This is a genomic window from Mucilaginibacter metallidurans (genome assembly GCF_003286435.2).
GTDB lineage: Bacteria > Bacteroidota > Bacteroidia > Sphingobacteriales > Sphingobacteriaceae > Mucilaginibacter > Mucilaginibacter gossypii.
Window position 1 is genome coordinate 6,347,152 of the sequence record NZ_CP043449.1, and the last position, 14,226, is coordinate 6,361,377.

At 43.4% G+C, this 14,226-nt stretch carries 14 protein-coding genes and 1 pseudogene; 11 read left to right on the top strand and 4 right to left on the bottom strand.

The window, feature by feature from the left end; genetic code table 11:
- Positions 1–72 precede the first annotated feature (72 nt).
- A complete protein-coding gene (locus DIU38_RS27240; protein WP_112655623.1) occupies positions 73–1,035 on the bottom strand; it encodes an AAA family ATPase in 963 nt (320 codons plus the stop codon).
- A gap of 4 nt (positions 1,036–1,039) precedes the next feature.
- Positions 1,040–2,509 carry a peptidylprolyl isomerase gene (locus DIU38_RS27245; RefSeq protein ID WP_112655621.1) on the bottom strand — a complete coding sequence of 490 codons (1,470 nt, stop codon included), beginning with the start codon at positions 2,507–2,509 and terminating at the stop codon, positions 1,040–1,042.
- 178 nt (positions 2,510–2,687) lie between these two features.
- On the opposite strand from DIU38_RS27245, the gene DIU38_RS27250 reads away from it, so the two are divergent.
- The 4 genes from DIU38_RS27250 (at position 2,688) to DIU38_RS27260 (ending at position 4,766) form a co-directional block, all read left to right on the top strand.
- A complete protein-coding gene (locus DIU38_RS27250; protein ID WP_146750308.1) occupies positions 2,688–3,281 on the top strand; it encodes a hypothetical protein in 594 nt (197 codons plus the stop codon).
- 22 nt (positions 3,282–3,303) lie between these two features.
- Positions 3,304–3,888, top strand: coding sequence for a non-canonical purine NTP diphosphatase (locus DIU38_RS27255; protein WP_112655617.1), 585 nt, complete (start codon positions 3,304–3,306; stop codon positions 3,886–3,888).
- Between the two features lie 177 nt (positions 3,889–4,065).
- Positions 4,066–4,233, top strand: a complete 168-nt coding sequence (locus tag DIU38_RS33245; RefSeq protein WP_167516291.1) for a hypothetical protein — start codon at positions 4,066–4,068, stop codon at positions 4,231–4,233.
- Positions 4,234–4,283: 50 nt separating this feature from the next.
- A complete protein-coding gene (locus DIU38_RS27260; RefSeq protein ID WP_091169207.1) occupies positions 4,284–4,766 on the top strand; it encodes a hypothetical protein in 483 nt (160 codons plus the stop codon).
- A 151-nt stretch (positions 4,767–4,917) separates the two neighbouring features.
- Here DIU38_RS27260 and DIU38_RS27265 read toward each other — a convergent pair whose 3' ends face one another.
- Together DIU38_RS27265 and DIU38_RS27270 are read right to left on the bottom strand one after the other, a co-directional pair.
- Positions 4,918–6,051, bottom strand: a complete 1,134-nt coding sequence (locus DIU38_RS27265; RefSeq protein ID WP_112655615.1) for a lactonase family protein — start codon at positions 6,049–6,051, stop codon at positions 4,918–4,920.
- 161 nt (positions 6,052–6,212) lie between these two features.
- Complete coding sequence (locus DIU38_RS27270; protein WP_112655613.1) at positions 6,213–7,631, bottom strand: pseudouridine synthase; 1,419 nt, start codon at positions 7,629–7,631, stop codon at positions 6,213–6,215.
- A gap of 231 nt (positions 7,632–7,862) precedes the next feature.
- Between DIU38_RS27270 and DIU38_RS34250 the strand changes: the two genes are divergently transcribed.
- The 7 genes and pseudogenes from DIU38_RS34250 to DIU38_RS27295 all read left to right on the top strand — a co-directional run bounded on the left by DIU38_RS34250 (position 7,863) and on the right by DIU38_RS27295 (position 14,156).
- Entirely contained in the window at positions 7,863–8,333 is a 471-nt protein-coding gene (locus tag DIU38_RS34250; protein WP_244311240.1) for a lytic transglycosylase domain-containing protein, read from the top strand.
- A gap of 59 nt (positions 8,334–8,392) precedes the next feature.
- Positions 8,393–8,440 (top strand): annotated as a pseudogene (locus DIU38_RS34255) (hypothetical protein); the annotation flags it as partial.
- A 69-nt stretch (positions 8,441–8,509) separates the two neighbouring features.
- Positions 8,510–8,647, top strand: coding sequence for a hypothetical protein (locus tag DIU38_RS34260; RefSeq protein ID WP_243770648.1), 138 nt, complete (start codon positions 8,510–8,512; stop codon positions 8,645–8,647).
- A 215-nt stretch (positions 8,648–8,862) separates the two neighbouring features.
- Positions 8,863–11,709, top strand: a complete 2,847-nt coding sequence (gene uvrA / locus DIU38_RS27280) for an excinuclease ABC subunit UvrA (RefSeq protein WP_112655611.1) — start codon at positions 8,863–8,865, stop codon at positions 11,707–11,709.
- 108 nt (positions 11,710–11,817) lie between these two features.
- Complete coding sequence (locus DIU38_RS27285) at positions 11,818–12,072, top strand: type II toxin-antitoxin system Phd/YefM family antitoxin (RefSeq protein WP_090532548.1); 255 nt, start codon at positions 11,818–11,820, stop codon at positions 12,070–12,072.
- Positions 12,069–12,323, top strand: a complete 255-nt coding sequence (locus DIU38_RS27290) for a Txe/YoeB family addiction module toxin (RefSeq protein WP_090532546.1) — start codon at positions 12,069–12,071, stop codon at positions 12,321–12,323. The genes DIU38_RS27285 and DIU38_RS27290 overlap by 4 nt, the downstream gene beginning before the upstream one ends.
- Positions 12,324–12,368: 45 nt before the next feature.
- Positions 12,369–14,156 carry a DUF885 domain-containing protein gene (locus tag DIU38_RS27295; protein ID WP_112655609.1) on the top strand — a complete coding sequence of 596 codons (1,788 nt, stop codon included), beginning with the start codon at positions 12,369–12,371 and terminating at the stop codon, positions 14,154–14,156.
- Positions 14,157–14,226: the final 70 nt, after the last annotated feature.

Here is a 14,226-nt window from a genome sequence, read left to right on the forward strand (position 1 = left end):
GCAAATTAATCGCAAGGCCTTTTTTATGACATTCTGAAAATTCTTTAATTCTGCAAATTCTGATTCAGACAATCAAAACAACTGCTCAATAATATCAGCTGCTGATAATCCTTCGGCTTCCGCATGATAGCTTCGCACTATACGGTGGCTTAAAATAGGTTTGGCCACTGCCTGTACATCTTCAATATCTGGCGAGTATTTACCGTTAAGTACCGCGTGGCATTTAGCACCTAATACTAAAAACTGCGATGCTCGTGGTCCTGCGCCCCAGCTTAGCAAACGGTTAATTTGTGGTGTGGCAAACTCGCTGTTTGGACGGGTTTTGGATACCAGTTTCACCGCGTACTCCATCACATTATCTGTAACCGGGATATTGCGCACCAGTTGCTGAAAATAGATGATCTGCTGGGCGTTTAATATTTTATTTACTTCTGCTTTAGTAGTACTGGTGGTGTTCTTAACAACCAGCAGTTCCTCTTTAAATGAAGGATAGCTGAGCGCTACATTAAACATAAACCTGTCCAGCTGTGCTTCGGGCAGTGGATAAGTTCCTTCCTGCTCAATAGGGTTTTGGGTAGCCAATACAAAAAAGGGCTGTGCAAGCTTGTGTGTTACCCCGGCTGCGGTAACCGCTTTTTCCTGCATGGCCTCAAGCAGGGCTGCCTGCGTTTTTGGCGGTGTTCGGTTTATCTCATCGGCCAGGATAATGTTTGAAAAAACCGGGCCGTGGATAAATTTAAAATTGCGGTCTTCACCTAATATTTCAGAGCCAATGATGTCTGAAGGCATCAGGTCGGGCGTAAACTGGATCCTTTTAAAGTCAAGGTCAAGCACCTGCGATACCGTTTGCACCAGCAGGGTTTTTGCAAGCCCGGGCACCCCAACCAATAAACAATGCCCGTTACTGAAAATAGAGATCAGCACAAATTTTATCACTTCATCCTGGCCTACTATTACTTTACCTATTTCGGCACGTATTTGCTGGTAGGCCTGTTTTAAAGCGTTTGCGGCTTCTACATCAGAGCTGTGTTGCATAAAATTATTTAGATGATGATTTGGTTTTGGTCTCCGGGATTACGGGCGAGGGATTGGTATTTACCCATTTCTTCAACACATCATATGCCTGATATTCTTTATCAATTTTAATGAAAGTTTCCTTGCGCCGTTTTTCGAACCATTGAGATACAGTCCTGTTAACCTTATCATTATAGGCATATTCCTTAAGTTTAGGGAAATCCTGCTCTAAATTAGCTTTATGGGCATTTGTGGCCGATTTAAGCATCAATATTTTGTAGCTCTTTTTACCATCGGCGCCGGTAAACAGATCAGGTTTTGAAATGCTGCCGATTTTCATCGTATCGGTAATAAGCGCCACTTTAGGATCAAGTTTATCAGTAGGGATAAATGTTGAACGGCTTTGTACGTCTTCGGCATTAAGCATCATACCACCGTTGTATTTAGTGTCTTTATTGTCTGAGTAATAGGCTGCGGCGCTTGAAAAATCGACACCTACATTTTTATCTTTTATAAGTAAGTTGTAAATACTATCGGCTTTTGCTTTCGCCCTATCCAAACTGGCCTGCGTAACAATGGGTGTAATGAGGATATGCCTTACGTGAACCTGTTCGCCGCGGCGTTCAATCACCTGTAAAAAGTGGAAGCCAAAATCCGTTTCAAACACCGGGGAAATTTCTCCGGCTTTTAACTTGAAGGCGTTTGCGGTAAATTCCTTCACAAAAGTGGTGCGGTCGGCAAAACCAAGGTCGCCTCCTTCAGGCGCCGAACCCGGATCCTGCGAATAAAGCCTGGCCAGTGTACCAAAGTCTTCGCCCTTTTTAACACGCTGCCTTAACTCTTCGGCCTTAGCTTTGTAAAGGTCTTTTTCTTCTTTAGTTAACTTAGGCTGAAAAACAATCTCACCAACTTCAACTTCTTTATTAAATGAAGGCAAGCTGTCCTTAGGGATTCCATCGTAATATTTTTTAACATCCTGAGGGGTAACATTCAGCTTCTCGGTAATGTGCTGCTGCATTTTTTGAGCAACCATCTGCTCTTTCAGGTCGGGCCTGATCTCATCTTTGTACTGGATAACCGAACGGCCTAAAAATGCTTCCAGTTTTTCCTGCCCGCCCGCGCGCTGTGTCATTTCGCGCATACGGCGGTCAACGTTGGCATCAACATCTTCTTCCTTTACTTCAATACTATCAATTGCGGCTTGCTGGGCAAGCAGTTTTTGGGTTAACAAAGTTTGTAAAATACGGGCTTTAACAGCTGGGTCAGGTTGGTTTCCCTGTACCAGGAAGTTAGCGTACGACAGTTCAATGTCTGATAGCAGTATCGGGCTGTTACCAACTACCGCTGCAATTTTATCAAGCGTTTTGCCGGATGTGGGGGCAATAACCGAATCGGCTTTAACCAGTTTTTTTGCTGCTGTATCTGATGCTACCTGTGCCTTTGCAAATGTTATTGTTAAAATAAAACTTAGTACTAATACTCCTAACTTTCTCATGTAACGCTGTTATACTAAATAAAACGGGATAGTTAACCCGTTAAAAACTACGAATTTCGGTAAAATTTATTAATTATAACCGAACAAATATTTTCTGCAAAATCAACCGGCTATAATTGTGCTAATATGCCTATAAAGCTTGAAACCGTTTAACTACTTTTGGTTAAAATTTGTTAAAGTGAAAGTTGAGAACCCCGCCGCGTTTCGGTTTTTGTTAGAGGATGAACTTTACCTGCTCAATGCAGATAAATTGTTATATGATAAAATTACTGAATCCGAACTTCCTGCGTCAGTACCACTATCTCCTGTAACTGAAAATGCCAAACCGGTGTCGGCAACCATTGTTTCATCTTTAATTCCTGAACCTCAGGTAGTAATAAAAACGCCGGTTGATGAATTTAAGTATTTGGGTAAAAACTTAAAGAACTTTTTGGTGCTAACATGGTATAAAAATGCCGGGTTTATAGTTGCCGAACATTTAACCGCCCTTGAAAACATCTTGAAGCGTAAAGAACTTAACCCCGACGACGTGGCGATATTCAATCTGGCAAATTACAGTGAAACCAAATTCAGTCAGTTAAAAACATTTTTTAAACCAACCAAGGTACTTGTTTTGGGCGGGGATGCCCTGCCACAGGACATAAAGGTGCTTAAACCTAATAAACCGGTAACCTCAAACGGGATCACTGTGCTTTACAGTTATTCATTTGATGAAATGATGGATAATGTGGATTACAAAAAAACCTTTTGGGAGTTGGTTAAAACATTATAAATAAAACACGCCAATAAGATATATGCAGCAATTAGTTTTTGCTACCAATAACCGCCATAAGCTTGATGAGGTTTCGGCCAAGCTCAATGGAGCTATCCAATTACTAACCCTGACCGATATTGGTTGTCATGATGATATTGAGGAAACAGGTACAACTTTTAAAGCTAATGCTTCCATCAAAAGTCACCATGTGTATGCCGAATATAAGCTTAACTGCTTTGGCGATGACAGCGGGCTGGAAATTGACGCCCTGAGCGGGGAGCCGGGCGTATACTCGGCCAGGTATGCTGGCGCCCATGGCAATCATGCGGCAAACATCAGTAAAGTACTCGATAATTTGAAAGGCGAAACTAACCGTAAAGCCCGCTTTCGCACGGTAATTTCATTGATATGGAACGGCGAAGAGCATTTTTTTGAAGGCACTGCTGAAGGTAGCATCCGGCAGGAGTTAAGCGGGAGCGGCGGTTTTGGTTACGACCCCATTTTTGAGCCCGAAGGATACGACATTACCTTTGCCGAGATGAGCATGGAGGAAAAAAATGCCATTAGTCACCGGGCAAAAGCTATGGAACGCTTGATCGCATTTTTAAATGAAGCCGGTGAATGACCGCTTTAAGGTATCAGCCTCAATTTTAGACTTAGCACCTTACCATACGGAAGTTTACCGGTTGTGAGGGTTTTTTTCTGTTTGGTAAAACGTTAAACTAAGTTTATTCGATATTCGTGGCATAAACGAAACCTTGCTGGCATATCCCCCGTAAAATAGAGCTATAAGGAATAACCTATGAACATTATTAAGCAAATCGGTAAAATTTTATCGGAAAGGGATACTAACCCTAAGTTTATTAATAGCCTTAAAAAAGTGCGGGAAGCCGACCAGATTGCCGAATCAATCAGTAAAAGGCTAATTGAATTAGAAAAACGCGCCCGCCAGCAAGCGGTGAATTTATAATTACATACTTTGGCAGGATTTATGCTATTTATGCATAAAAATATACTGTCATGAAAAAGTTAATTCAGACCTCAATCGCAATCTTTTCACTTGTTTTGGTCATTTCGGCCTGCTCGTCAACCAAAAGCACAACTACGTCTAATGTATCGCGCGGTAAATTTGTTGGTACCTGGACCTGCAATAATGTAAGTTATGACGGCCTTGTACAAAATGCAGTACAGAGCGTATTTGATCAGGCTCCACCCGAAGCCTTTGTTGGCAGCACATGGAAGCTCACCAACAGCGGTAATGGTATCTACACTTTAACCAACGGAACATCGCAAACCATTTTCTGGTCGGTTTATAACGGTGGTACAACCGGTACCCAATTCCAGTTCAAAAAACTTTATGAAGGGGATAAAGCCAAAAACGTATCAGAAGGATATCGTTTGGATATTGCCAGCAACGATGGCTCAACCATGACCCTGAAATCGCCCGTTACTGTAGGCAACAGTACCGGATACATTGTTTATTCGTTTACTAAAAACCCTTAATTGAGGTTAAAGGTAAAAGGCGAAAGGTTAAAGGTTTCCTTTCCAGCTGATAAAATGAAAAAGGCGAAGTTTGGAATATCTCAAACTTCGCCTTTTTTATTTTCAGCGCGAGGCCAAACCTTTCACCTTTTACCTTTATCCTTTCACCTTCTTACTCCGCTGGTGCAAATTTTAAGCACACCGGGTTGCCAATATCAACTCTGATACCTGTTTGGGCAAGTTTGCCGGTGTTTTGATCTATTTTGAATACCCATATGTTATCGCTGTTCTGATTAGCTACTATCAGGAAATTACCTGTTGGGTCGATAGCGAAATCGCGTGGGTTTTTGCCATAGGTGGACTGGCGCGCTACAAAAGTAAGCAAGCCTGTTTCCTGGTTAACAGCATAAATATTGATCTCATTGGTTTCCAAACGGTTTGAAGCATACAGAAAACGGCCATCGGGCGACAAGTGGATAGCGGCACCTGCAGTTTGGCCGGTAAAGCCATCTGGCAGCATGGTGATGGATTGTTTCTGTTTCAGCTTACCATTATTGTAATCAAACGCAATTACGTTCGATCCCATTTCAGTTACCAGGTAAACAGTCTTTTTATCGGCCGAAAATTCCAGGTGCCTCGGACCTTCTCCTGCAGTAACACTTACAAAGGCCGGTGTTGCGGGCACAATACGGGGCTCTTTTGAAGGACGGTAGCGGTAAACATTTATTTTATCGGTGCCAAGGTCATTATACAATACATATTTTTCATCGGGTGTAAGGACCGCCATATGCGCGTGAGCAGATTCCTGCCTTTCCTTGTTTATGCTATGGCCATCATCATGTACCGTTTGAATTCCGTTAGCTATCGAACCATCTTTATTCAAAGGCATTACCGCAACGTTGCCGCTTGAGTAGTTAGCTATGATCAGGTTTTTTTGTGCTTTATCAACAGATATGTGGCATGGATCGGCACCCAGTGTTGATTGCTTGTTGATAAAAGTTATTTTGCCCGTTTTGGGCTCAAATGAAAATGCGCTTACCTCGCCTTTAGGCAGTTCGTTAACCGCGTAAATGAATTTATTATTGGCGCTTAACGTTAAATACGACGGATTATTTACTCCATCAATTTCACTGAGATAAGCCAGTTTGCCGGTTTCGGCATAAAAACGGTATACCACAATACCTTTACTTTTGCCGGTGGTATAAGTACCAACCACCAGGTCGAACGTTTTAGGCCCTGTTTTTTTATTTTGTGCAAATGTTAGCGCCGGTGAAAGCATAGCTATGATCAAAAGAAATTTCTTCATGGTCGATTATATAAGGTCTATTTAATTAATTCACAAATAGCAAAAATACTGACAATCATATAGCTTTAAGCTTTATACATTTAGCTTAGCCTTACAATTATTGCTGTGCAAGATAACAAAATAGACAAAAAAAATGCCCCGCTGTTTAACGGGGCATTTTATTATTTCATCAGGTGTTTTAACTGGATCACCTCTTTTTCATCAAGGTAACGCCAGCGGCCACGCGGAAGGTCCTTTTTGGTAAGGTTTGCATAAACCACCCTGTCCAGTTTTACCACTTCGTAACCAAGGTGTTCAAACATACGGCGCACAATACGGTTTTTACCACTGTGGATCTGGATGCCGATCTCGCGTTTTGAACCACCGGTAACGTATGATACCGAATCAGGTTTAATTACACCATCTTCCAGCTCAAGGCCGAAGGTTAGTTTATTTAAATCGCCTTGGCTCAGGCTTTTGCTCAGTTCAACCTGGTATAATTTAGTGATGCTGTTACGCGGGTGCGATAGCTTGTCGGCCAAATCACCATCGTTGGTCATTAATAATAAACCGGTGGTGTTACGGTCAAGACGGCCAACAGGGTAAATACGCTCGCGGCTTGCCTTTTCAACCAGGTGCATTACGGTACGGCGCTCCTGCGGATCATCTGTAGTTGTGATATAATCCTTTGGCTTATTTAACAATACATAAACCATTTTCTCGCGTTTCAGCGTTTCGCCGTTATACTTAATAGTATCCTTAAACGGATCAACTTTGGTACCTAATTCTGTTACCACTTCGCCGTTTACAGATACTACACCCGCGGTAATCAGCTCATCGGCCTTACGGCGTGAACAAATACCCGCGTTTGATATGTAACGGTTCAGGCGGATCAGCCCGTCGTCTTCTGATTTAGCTGGAGAATTTTTACGCCCGCGCATGGTTTTAGGGGCATCCTGTTGGTTTTCCCTGTCATGCGGCCTGTGTGCGGGCCTTTCGCCAAATGTTGATTTCTCTTTAAAGCCGCCCTCGCGTTTTTTGAAGCCCCCCTCGGTTCCTCTTGGTGCAAATTTACGTTCGCCCCCTGCGTCCCCGTCAAAGCTTCTTTTAGGCTTGCCCTCAAAGCTGGCTGAAGAACGGGTGCGCGGAGATGAGTAAGGTTTTTTTTCGCCTTGTGATTCGCCGCCGAAACTTCTTTTCGGCCTGTCGTTATCGCCGGTTGTTGGCCTGCCGCTGTAAGGTTTACGCGGGCCGCCACTAAATGACTTCCTTTCGCCTGTGCTATCGCTGCCAAAATTTCTTTTTGGCCTTTCGTCGCTGTCGGATGCAGGCCTGCCAGAGTAAGGCCTTGGCTTAGCGCCTGATCTTTTATCGCCAGATGATTCACCTCCCCTAAAATTGCTTTTGGGCTTATCCTCACTGAACCTGTTGCTTTGGAATGTTTTTTCCGGTCTGGAAAGTATTTTTTTCTCTCCGTTTGGAGTAGCTTTACCTTTTGGGGTTGATGCTGATTTTTTTGGTCGGTCGTCGGATCTTGAACTCCTTGATGACGACTTTCCGGGTTTGTCGTCGCGACTACCTGCTGGTCTCTTAAATACCATAATTTTTTGTTTAGCGCTTTCGCAGCGTGAGGGTCAAAGTTACGCTTTTTTGCCAATTTTTATCTAAAAAGATCAAAAAAATATCCGCTTGGAAAATCGCCGTTTAAACGGTTTTAAACGCCGTTTTTGAACCAAAAACCAACTCTAAAAAAGTTAGCAAAACGGTAAGTATTTGATTATGTGATCTGTATAACCTACCTTTGCAGCACATTCTACCAAATGTATAGTTAAATGATAGGAAAAGAAATGATTAAAAAACACTTACTTACGTGCTCCGTAACACTGGTGCTGGTTCTCATTTCAGAGCTTAATATTTTCGGTACAACGATCATCGAAAAGGCTGCAAAAGCGGCAACTTTAAGCGCCCGAACCTCAGATTTTATTTTTCTCAAAAGCTCAAAGGCAGTTGCTTACAACTTTGCCAATGAGGCATTACCAGTTAATGACGCAAGGGTTACGCGTAAACTCAACAAATCGCTCAGGCAGCACGACTATAAAAGCGTGCAAAGCAATATATTGCACCGCAAAGCCGAGCTATGGTTCCCCATTATCGAACCAATTTTGAAGTTTTATGGTATCCCCGAAGATTTTAAGTATGTACCGTTGGTCGAGTCAGGCCTTAAATCGGGTACATCATCTAAAGGAGCGTCGGGTTTTTGGCAATTTATGCCGGGTACTGCACGTACCTACGGACTTAGGTAGGCCATGGCGTTGATGAGCGGAAAAACCTTCGCAAGTCAACCATTGCAGCCTGCAAGTATATCAAAGAACTATACGATGAATTTAACAGCTGGACACTGGCTGCTGCTGCCTACAACAATGGCTCGATCAAATTAGCGCGCGCCATTAACAAGCAAAAAGAAGATAACTACTTTCGCATGAAGCTGAACCGCGAAACCGGTTCATATGTTTATAAGCTTATTGCCATGAAAGCAGTTATTGAGCAGCCAAAAGAGCACGGGTATGATAATTACTTTGTCATTCCGCCTGCATCACAGTTGCTGGCAATTAATTAACAGCAGGTAATCATACTGTAAATTAATTAAAAGATTACATTACGGAGCACTTTGAGGCCGGTCATCCACAGTGGATGATCGGCCTTTTTTGCTTATATTTGTAGCAAATTGTTGATGGTTTAAGCCAAAAATTTTAGGAAAGCAGGGTTTTGTAAAAAACTGGTAACTATAATAATTAGCTTCAAACAATGTCAATAAATCCATATTAATAAAGTATGAGTACAAAACCTCTTGTTGACCTGGGCGAGCAAAGTGAAGTTGAAGTTTATGGTGCCCGGGTGCATAACCTGAAAAATATAGATGTTTCCTTTCCGCGCAACCAACTGGTGGTAATTACCGGCTTGAGCGGCAGTGGCAAGTCATCACTGGCATTTGATACTATTTATGCTGAAGGCCAGCGCCGTTATATGGAAACATTTTCGGCCTACTCACGCCAGTTTATGGGCGGGATGGAGCGGCCGGATGTTGATAAGGTGTCGGGCCTGAGCCCTGTTATTGCTATAGAGCAAAAAACCACCAGCAAAAACCCGCGTTCCACCGTAGGTACTATTACCGAAATCTATGATTTTATGCGTTTGCTCTTCGCCCGTGCGGGTGATGCTTACTCGTACACCACCGGCGAAAAGATGGAACGCATGAGCGAAGACCAGATCCTCAAAACCATCGGCGAAAAATTTGACGGGCAGCCGGTTAATATCCTGGCTCCGGTGGTAAAGGCACGTAAAGGCCACTACCGCGAGTTGTTTGAGTCTATCCGCAAGCAAGGATTTTTAAAAGTTTGGGTTGATGGCGCCATTGCCGATGTTGAACCCAAAATGCAGGTTGACCGTTACAAGATCCACGATATTGATATTGTGGTTGACCGCCTGGTGGTAAGCGAGAAGGACAGCAAACGTTTGTACACATCCGTTCAGCAGGCTTTAAAAATTGCCAAGGGCATTATCCGTATTGCCGATAAGGATAATAATGTATCCTATTATAGTAAATACCTGATGGATCCGGTTTCGGGCATCTCATATGATGAGCCTCAACCCAATACATTTTCGTTCAACTCGCCTTATGGTGCCTGCGAAAAGTGTAACGGACTGGGTTATATTTTTGAGGTTGATGAAGCTTCGGTAATCCCTAATCCGAAACTGAGCATCATGAATGGCGGTTTAGCCCCTATTGGTGAATACCGCGAAACATGGATTTTCCAGGTGTTGAAATCGCTGGCTAAAAAGTATGAGTTCTCGCTCTCAACCCCTATCGAAAAGCTGAACCGCGATCAGTTGGATATGATCCTGAACGGCGCCCCTGAAACATTGAGTGTTGCTGTAGAATATAACAAGTGGAATGTTCAAAGCTACCAGATCACGTTTGAAGGCATCATCCGTATGCTGGAGGAGCAGCAGGAACGCCGCAATGACGAGGGGATGGACGATATGGAGAACTATCGTGTGCTCCGTACCTGCCCGGTTTGCGAAGGCGCAAGACTTAAAAAAGAGTCGCTGCATTTTAAGGTAGATGGTAAAAATATTTTCGAGCTGGCCTGCATGGATATCAATCACCTGCAGGATTGGTTTGATGGCCTGGAAGACCGTCTTAATGAACGCCAGAATGTGATTGCTAAAGAGATCCTGAAAGAGATCCGCGCACGTATTGTGTTTTTATTGGATGTGGGTTTGAGCTATTTAACGCTTGATCGTACTGCCAAGACCCTATCGGGCGGTGAAGCGCAGCGGATCAGGCTGGCTACACAGATCGGTTCACAGTTGATGAATGTGATGTACATTTTGGATGAGCCAAGTATCGGTTTGCACCAGCGCGATAACGAACGTTTGATCAATGCCCTTAAAAATCTGCGTGATTTAGGAAACACGGTACTGGTTGTTGAACACGATAAAGACATGATACTGGAAGCCGACCACGTAATTGACATGGGCCCGGCAGCTGGTGTACATGGTGGCCAGGTTGTTGCCGAAGGTACTCCGGCGCAGCTAATGGAAAAGCATACGCTTACCACTTCATATATCAATGGCGAGCGCGAAATAGCTGTACCAAAAAAACGCCGCGAAGGTAATGGCAAAACCCTGAGCCTGAAAAAAGCTACCGGTCACAATCTTAAGAAAGTATCGGTCGATTTCCCTTTAGGTAAACTGATCGGCATAACCGGTGTATCGGGCAGCGGTAAATCAAGCCTGATCACTGAAACTTTATACCCTATTCTGAACCATCATTTTTTCAGGGCGAAGAAACAACCGTTACCTTATGAAAAAATTGAGGGATTGGAACATATTGATAAAGTAATTGAGATAGATCAAACCCCCATCGGTCGTACACCGCGCTCAAACCCTGCTACCTATACCGGGGTGTTTTCGGACATCCGCAATCTGTTCGTGGCACTACCGGAATCAAGGATCAGGGGATATAAACCAGGTCGTTTCTCGTTTAACGTAAAGGGCGGCCGTTGCGAAACCTGCCAGGGTGCCGGCATGAAGGTAATTGAAATGAACTTTTTACCCGATGTTCAGGTACCATGCGAAGAATGCGGCGGCAGGCGCTACAACCGAGAAACGCTGGAAGTGCGTTACCGGGGCAAGTCCATCAGCGATGTGCTGGATATGAGCATTGAGGACGCTACGCCATTTTTTGAACACATCCCATCTATTTATCGTAAGGTAAGAACCCTGAACGACGTAGGTTTGGGTTATATAACTTTAGGACAGGCTTCAACCACACTATCGGGCGGTGAGGCGCAACGTGTTAAACTGGCTACCGAGCTATCTAAAAAAGACACAGGAAACACCTTTTATATATTGGATGAACCTACTACAGGGTTACACTTTGAAGATATCAACGTATTGTTAGGTGTACTTAACCAATTGGTTGATAAAGGCAATACTGTTTTGGTAATTGAACATAATCTTGATGTTATTAAAGTGGCCGACCACGTAATTGACCTTGGCCCGGAGGGCGGCTCGGGCGGCGGTAATATCCTGTTCTCCGGTACACCCGAAGGCTTGTGCAAAGTGAAGAGCAGCTTTACAGGCAAGTTTTTGAAGAAGGAAATGGGATTGTAAGCATTAATCAAAACTTCGTAAGTTTATCTCTTAACGTAAACCAAAACAACATGTACAGAAACTTGTACATGTTGTTTTGGTTTTATACCTTTATAAAAACTAATTTGAATGGAGATCACAACTTACACTGCCTTCAGGCAGCAACTAAAATCTTTTTTAGATAAGGTGCGGAATGATCATAAGCCTTTGGTAGTGACAAGTGCCAATGCCGAAGATATTGTTGTGATATCGAAAGCTGATTACGAAAGCATGGAGGAAACTTTCTATCTTTTAAAAAGCCCTAAAAATGCAGAAAGATTACTTCATGGTATCCAAGAATATGAAAAAGGTTTAGGCAAGGAAAGAAAGCTACTTGAAGAGTGAAGATAATTTTCCAAAACCCTGCATGGGAAGATTACCTTTATTGGCAAACGACAGATAAATCTATTTTAAAGAAGATCAACTCTCTTATCAAAGAAATAGAACGAACTCCATATGAAGGAAGTGGAAAGCCCGAACCTTTAAAACATAATTTAGCTGGTTGGTGGTCGCGCCGGATAAATCTCGAACACAGGCTAATTTACAGAGTAGAAGCAGACGCGATATTTATTCTGCAATGCAGATATCATTATTGATTATATTTTCCCTTTCCGTAGCTTTATCGTTTAAACAACACCCTCATGAAAAAAATACTACTCATGCTATTTATAGCAGGTTCGTTAGCGGCCTGTAATCAACCTAAATCAACAGACACCGCCAGCGGCATCCCGGCCAATAAAGACCTCGCCAAAGTTTTTGAAGATTATTTCCAGGACGGCTTAAAACTTTACCCGCTTAATGCAACCTACATTGGCGACAGGCGCTATAATGACTTGCTACCCAATGATGGCTCTGCTGAGTTTTTGAAAAAGGCGCATGATTATAACTCGGTTTACTTGTCGAAAGTGAAAAACTTTGACCGCGCAGAACTGAACGAAGACGATAGGCTATCATACGATATATTTACCTACGAGGTGCAACTGGCCCTTGATAATTTCAAGTATCATTTTGAGTACATGCCTTTTAACCAGTTTTATGCCCTGCCAATTACCATGGGGCAGCTGGGCTCGGGCTCTGGCGCGCAGCCCTTTAAAACGGTTGTTGATTATAACGACTGGCTGAAACGTTTATCTGCTTTCCAGATCTGGGCGGATACCGCCATCTCCAATTTTAACAAAGGCATCAAAACAGGCGTAGTGCTGCCAAAATCGTTAGTTGTTAAAATGATTCCCGAAATGCAGGACCTGGTATCACAAGATGTAGAAAAAAGCCTGTTCTACGGACCTGTTAAGAATATGCCGAAGGATTTTTCGGACGCTGATAAAAAACAGCTGACGGCGGCTTATAAAAAAGCGATAACTACCATAGTTAACCCAACCTACCAAAAACTGGCCGATTACCTGAAAAATCAATACCTGCCCCACGCACGTGCAACCTCGGGTTTTTCATCCCTGCCGGATGGTACTGCTAAATACACCTATTTAGTTAAACAACAAACCACTACCGATAAAACTCCGGAAGAAATTTACCAATTGGGTTTGAAAGAAGTTGCCCGGATCCGTGGCTTAATGGATAGCATCAAAAGCAGTGTTGGCTTTAAGGGCGATTTGAAGGCGTTTTTTGAATACATGAAAACTGACCCTAAGTTTACTCCTTACAAAACCCCGAAGGATGTACTTGATGCTTTTGAAAACATTCACAAACGCATGGAGCCAAACCTGAAAAAAATGTTTAACCATGTGCCTAAAACCCCTTTCGAGATCAGGCAAACCGAAGCCTTCCGCGCGGCATCGGCCAGTGCCGAATATAACCAGGGTTCGGCAGATGGTACCCGTCCCGGCATTTTTTATGTGCCGATACTGGATGCAACCCAATTCAACACCACATCGGGTATGGAATCATTGTTTTTGCATGAAGCAATTCCTGGTCACCATTACCAGATTTCGTTAACCCAGGAAAACGCTTCATTGCCAAAATTCCGTCGCTTTGATGGCGGGGAAACTGCCTATGTAGAAGGTTGGGCGCTGTATTGCGAATCATTAGGGAAAGAGCTCGGCTTGTACACCGATCCTTACCAGTATATGGGTGCGTTAGGCGATGAGATTCACCGCGCTATCCGTTTGGTGGTTGATGTCGCCATCCACACCAAAGGAATGACCCGTGAGCAGGCTATTAAATATATGATGGATAATGAAGCTATCAGCGAGCAAGGTGCAACTGCCGAAATTGAACGTTATATGGCTATTCCCGGCCAGGCATTGAGCTACAAAATAGGCGCACTCAAAATTCGCGAACTGCGCGCTAAATATGAAAAGCAATTAGGCGGCAAATTCAATATCGCCGAATTTCATGACCAGGTGTTAAAAGATGGCGCCATGCCAATGGCGGTTTTTGAGGCTAAAATGGATGCCTGGGCTGCGAAGAAGTAAGAGAGAGAATATCAAGAAATAAAAATGTCATTTCCACCGACGGGAGAAAACTTATACGCCCTATCTGCGA

What these genes read in the sequence shown, in the direction of transcription:
- DIU38_RS27255 (WP_112655617.1), top strand. Translation starts at nt 3,304, where the DNA reads ATGCAGCAATTAGTTTTTGCTACCAATAACCGCCATAAGCTTGATGAG.
- DIU38_RS27295 (WP_112655609.1), top strand. Translation starts at nt 12,369, where the DNA reads ATGAAAAAAATACTACTCATGCTATTTATAGCAGGTTCGTTAGCGGCC.
- uvrA (WP_112655611.1), top strand. Translation starts at nt 8,863, where the DNA reads ATGAGTACAAAACCTCTTGTTGACCTGGGCGAGCAAAGTGAAGTTGAA.
- DIU38_RS27285 (WP_090532548.1), top strand. Translation starts at nt 11,818, where the DNA reads ATGGAGATCACAACTTACACTGCCTTCAGGCAGCAACTAAAATCTTTT.
- DIU38_RS34260 (WP_243770648.1), top strand. Translation starts at nt 8,510, where the DNA reads ATGAAGCTGAACCGCGAAACCGGTTCATATGTTTATAAGCTTATTGCC.
- DIU38_RS27260 (WP_091169207.1), top strand. Translation starts at nt 4,284, where the DNA reads ATGAAAAAGTTAATTCAGACCTCAATCGCAATCTTTTCACTTGTTTTG.
- DIU38_RS33245 (WP_167516291.1), top strand. Translation starts at nt 4,066, where the DNA reads ATGAACATTATTAAGCAAATCGGTAAAATTTTATCGGAAAGGGATACT.
- DIU38_RS27265 (WP_112655615.1), bottom strand. Translation starts at nt 6,051, where the DNA reads ATGAAGAAATTTCTTTTGATCATAGCTATGCTTTCACCGGCGCTAACA.
- DIU38_RS27245 (WP_112655621.1), bottom strand. Translation starts at nt 2,509, where the DNA reads ATGAGAAAGTTAGGAGTATTAGTACTAAGTTTTATTTTAACAATAACA.
- DIU38_RS27240 (WP_112655623.1), bottom strand. Translation starts at nt 1,035, where the DNA reads ATGCAACACAGCTCTGATGTAGAAGCCGCAAACGCTTTAAAACAGGCC.
- DIU38_RS27270 (WP_112655613.1), bottom strand. Translation starts at nt 7,631, where the DNA reads ATGGTATTTAAGAGACCAGCAGGTAGTCGCGACGACAAACCCGGAAAG.
- DIU38_RS34250 (WP_244311240.1), top strand. Translation starts at nt 7,863, where the DNA reads ATGATAGGAAAAGAAATGATTAAAAAACACTTACTTACGTGCTCCGTA.